The organism is Sphaerotilus sp., assembly GCF_041083715.1.
Lineage (GTDB): Bacteria > Pseudomonadota > Gammaproteobacteria > Burkholderiales > Burkholderiaceae_C > Sphaerotilus.
Genome location: NZ_JBFPGY010000415.1, coordinates 1 through 4,653, shown reverse-complemented (window position 1 = coordinate 4,653; position 4,653 = coordinate 1). Strand labels below are relative to the sequence as shown.

At 65.0% G+C, this 4,653-nt stretch carries 3 protein-coding genes; 1 reads left to right on the top strand and 2 read right to left on the bottom strand.

Annotated elements, in window-relative coordinates:
• Positions 1–2,309: hypothetical protein (locus AB3X43_RS19390; RefSeq protein ID WP_369431518.1), on the bottom strand; the 2,309-nt coding region annotated here is incomplete at its 3' end.
• A 164-nt stretch (positions 2,310–2,473) separates the two neighbouring features.
• Here AB3X43_RS19390 and AB3X43_RS19385 point away from each other — a divergent pair.
• Positions 2,474–3,184, top strand: a complete 711-nt coding sequence (locus tag AB3X43_RS19385; protein ID WP_369431517.1) for a DUF4337 domain-containing protein — start codon at positions 2,474–2,476, stop codon at positions 3,182–3,184.
• A gap of 53 nt (positions 3,185–3,237) precedes the next feature.
• On the opposite strand, the gene AB3X43_RS19380 is transcribed toward AB3X43_RS19385, so the two are convergent.
• Positions 3,238–4,653: hypothetical protein (locus tag AB3X43_RS19380; protein WP_369431516.1), on the bottom strand; the 1,416-nt coding region annotated here is incomplete at its 5' end.

Genomic DNA, 4,653 nt, shown 5'->3' with positions numbered 1-4,653 from the left:
GGCATTTCCGCCGAAGCTTGGCCGAGGCGATCGAGGCTGCAGGCGTCGAGGGCCCAATTCATCGAGGGCTGCGCGGTGTGTTCGTGGCAGGAGGCCAGTCCGAGCGCCTCGTCCTGCGTCGTGCGCCACAGTGGCATGCGCAACTCGATCAGCGCCGACGGATTCTTGCCGACGAGCCTCGACAAGCGTTGCTGCGACTCGCGGCTGAGGTCGGTGCGGGTCGACAGGCCACCGAACACCGGCCCGAGCACTTCGGGCAGCGGCATGCCGTCCTGCAGCGTGCCCTGGGGCAGGCTGGCGGGTTGCCCGTCCAGATCGCGCACGTACGAGACTGGGAATGTGCTGGGTTCACTGTCCAGGAGCAGCGCCACCACCGGGCTGGGTGCCACCGGGCATGCGTTCTTGCCCGCCTGCATGGTCCAGCCATCACGGCATGCCCACAGTGCCGTGCGGTCGGGCAGCGGGCGCAGCAGGCGGTCATTCGTCATGGTCTCCAGCAGGTCGGCCAGCGTTGCCGCACCAGAGGCTTCGTGGTAGCCGCCGTCGCCGAGCCGCCCCAGGCGCGCTGCGTCCGGTGGCCCGTGCGGTCCAGCGGTGTCGCTGGCCAGCACCATGCCGCCCGGGCTCACGTACGGGAACCGTGCGCTGTTGTGGACCGCCTGCGCCAGCGTCAGGCGGCGCGTGTCGATGGCCGGGTCGAGCAGATCCATCACGTCCGGCAAGTGCATGCGCACGTTCGACTGCAGGAAGCGTTGGCCATCTTCGAGCCGGACCGTGTTGAGCAGCAGCGCTGGCAGATGCGGCCCCGTCTCGCGCTCGGCCAGGGCATACAGCTCGGTCAGGGGGCGCCGCCACGACAGTGCGGGCATGGCGTTGCCGAGACTTCGCTCCCAATCCTGCGCCCACGCTTCTTCCAGCCCGAGCGAGCGATCGGCACTTGTGCCCATGTCACGCGGCAGTGGAAACGGCACGAAGCGGGTGGCCAGGTCGGGGAACAGCATGCGTCCGATCACCGGAGACAGAAAGTCGCCGCCCAGGAATTTTTCGATGCGCCTGGTGCGGCAGCCGCCTTCGGGTTGGATCTCCGTGCCCACGTTCGACCCGCAGACCGCCGCATCCGGAAACTGCGCCAGATCGGACACGAAGGCTGCGGCGCCGAGACTGCCGCCCGACACGCTGCTGATCGCGAACAGATTGGCGGCGAAGCGCTGCCCTGTCTGGCGTGCTTCGTCGTCCAGACGGGCCAGCACGCTGCCCGACCAATATGCTGCACGGCTCGCACCACCCACCAGCGCGGCCATGTAGATGGGCTCGCCTGGCGGCACTTGCCGCAGCCACGCAGCGAATCGTTCGTTGACCGTGACGCGTTCCTGGCGCCAGTCCTGCTCTGCAGGGACCATGGCACTGGCGCCGGGAACCGCACGCTGTGCGATCCAATGGGTTTCGTGCACGCTGCCCGCGAGGTAAAGCACCAGCGGCAGCCAGTGCGCCACACCGACCGACCAGCGCGCCATCGTCAGATAGGTCAGCACGAAGCCACCGAACACAGTCCAGCTGCCAAGCGCGAACAGCAGGATGGCGGGCGAGGTCAGGCTGCGTGCCAGCCCGATCTCGTCGTCGGCCGAGGCCATGAGCGAGAGGGTGGCGCTGCCCCAGAACAGGTTGAGCACGAAGACGCCCCACCGCTGCTGCGCATCGGACTGGAAGACCCACGTGCGCCGACGGTCCCATTGCCACAGCCCCGCGGCTGCCGCGAGCCACAACCCTGCGAGCACACGGCCGGCCGGTACGCTCCACAGCCCGCCCAGCAGCACGGCACTGAATGTCAGCAGCCCAAGCGTGGCCTGGCGGCCGGAGGCCCCCAGCCGCTCGAAATGGCCGTAGGTGTTCTTTTCGAGCACATCGCCGAAGCGCGTGCGCAGCACCAGCAGACCCAGGAACAGCCCTGCGGCGATCGACGTGACCAGGCCCAGCATGCGATTGCGCTGGAAGGTCAGCAGGCACACCGGAAAAGTGGCCAGAATGGCCAGCAGGCGCGGCAGCACGACCGCGACCCAGTGGACGAACGGCGGATCGGCGTCGGCCCCGAGGCTGTCGTTTTTGAACTTCCGGCTGAGCAGCAGTCGCGCAACGAACCACGCCGTCGCGGCCCAGTACAGCACGGCGCCGACGTGGAACAAGGTGCGCAAGGACCACAGATCACCGCCGGTGAGCGCCACCTGGAGCGCTTCGCGGGCCTGCGGCACGGCCATCAGCACCACGTTGCCGACCACCACCGCGAAGATGCAAGGCGAGCAGCGCCACGCCAAGCGTGCCAGCAGGATTGTTCGCGGAATTGGTGCGGCGCGCGCATTCATGGTCTGGCCCGGTTCGACTCCAGCGCCGACATCGACTGCATCGCGAATTTGACGTGCATGGCCCAACCTCGTCGCCACGATTACACACCAATCCAGTCTGTCGAGGTGAACTGACCATGAACGAAGTCGTCGCCTGGATGCTCTGGTACAACCGTGCCCGATGCAGTTCGAAGCAATGTGCGAGCGGACTCATCAGACAGGGAACACTTTGCATGGACATGGACCCCATCGAACTGATCGACAGTACAACGGACCCAGCAGATGGGCCGCAGCAGCGCGCCAGCAAGGCCCGGTTGAACACCTGTGTGGCCATCACCGTCTCGGTATTGGCCACGTTCATGGGCCTCTGCAAGGTCAAGGATGACAACATCGTCCAAGCCATGCAGCAGGCCCAGGCGGACAAGCTCGACCATTGGAACTACTACCAGGCCCGCAACCTGCGGGAAGACCTGGCACAGGCCACGCTGACGCAGTTGCGTCTGGCCGCCGAGGGGCAAACTCCGGAGCAAGTCAGTCGCTATCGTCCGGCCATCGATCGATACGAGGACATCGCCCGCACCCAGGCGACCAAGAAGGAAGAAGTCAAGGCCCAGGCCGAGCAGGACCAGACAACCTACGACGCGCTGAACTACCGTGACGATCAGTTTGATCTGTCCGATGCCCTGCTGGCCGTGGCCATCTCGATCCTGGCGGTCACGGCCCTCACCGGGCAGTGGTGGATGTACGGCTTGGCGCTGGTGCCGACCGGGTTTGGTGTCCTGATGGGACTGGCGGGCCTGTGTGGTTGGATGATCCACCCGGACCGGTTGGCCGCGTTGTTGTCGTGATCAGCGTTCTGGGAATGGAACGGGTGTGGACGAAGCCAGCCGGCGGTTGCAGATCACCTGACGCGTGGCAGATGGCCTGAGCGTATGACGCGGGACACCAAGGCGTCCCGTTCCGGATCCGGCGAGCGCAACGGGCCTTGCAGCAAGGCAGCCAGGACCTTGTCGGGGTCGACCGGGCCGTCCGTGGGGCGCAGCAAGTCAATGAGGGTTTCATTCACCTTGATGGGGTCGTCACGCTGGTTGGACGATACCGCCATCGCCGTGCCCCTGTCACGGTGCACCACCCATTGCGCGGTTGGCACCCCCTCGCTGCGGTTGCCGGCGAAATGGAAGTCTGGAAAGCTGGGTTGGCTGCCCTTGATGGGCATTTCCTTGCGCAAGAAGGCCACCGTGGATTTGGCGGTGTCGGGCAAGGCATTGCGAAACAGATTGTTGATGAACAACATGCCCTTGGCCGGTGGCGTGGGGACACCGTTGATTTCTTTTTCCGAGTTGTCGAGGATGAACGCCTGTTGTGCCACATAGACAGGCTGTGGCCGACCGCCTTCCGTCAGACTGGCAAGCACGAATTGGTTACCGATGAAGAAACCGCGCCGCGCCCAGGTGTCGGCGGGATATTGGTATATCAGCTGGCCGCTCCGGATGATGGGGTAATACCCAAACTTCAGCATGGGCCCGGAGGAACCCTGGAACGTGTTGTTCAGGAAGATGATGTCGCGCGAATCGCCGTTGTAGACCGAGTGCATCAAGCCTGGCCAGTCCTGGCTGGTCTGGGTGGGGCCCTGCAGATTCCAGACGTTGAGGATGGTGGTGTCACGCACCAGCACCAGTTGCGAGTCGCTGTTGGCACTGAACCCCGAGACACCCACGACCTGGTCATCCTGCGCTTTGATACGGTGGGTGCCGATGTCTTCCACCAGGCAGTTGTCCACGGTGATGCCCAGGCCGTGCTGCACCAGGATGCCATTGCGGTGGTGACGGAACACCAGGCCGCTGACGGTGACGTTCTTGATGGGCTCGGAATGGACCTCTTGCTGGCCGCTGTTCACCACTCCGGCATAGGCGCCGCCGATGACCAAGGCCGTGTCTTCCAGATCAGGGTTGTCGCGCTGGAAACCAGCGCCGTCGAACACGGCCTGGCGTGGGTGCTCGGCACGCAAGATCAGTGCATGGCTTGCACGCGGACCTTCGGCAAAGTCCTCGGGCTGGACGCGGCAGTTGAGTTGTTGCTGGTTGCACTGCTTGTACGAGCCGTAGTGGTAGGGTTTGCCGGCCACGAGCGTGGTGTGGCCGGCCGCATCAGCGCCGGGACTGAGCAGGTAGATGCTGCTGGTGTCCAGGCCTTGCTTGATGATTTGCAGGCGGACATCGGCGTAGACACCATCGCGAAAGACGACCTCGATGTCCTTGCCAGCATCGCTGGCGCGTCGGATGAGGCGGTTGAATTCGTACTCCCGACCTGCCGTGAG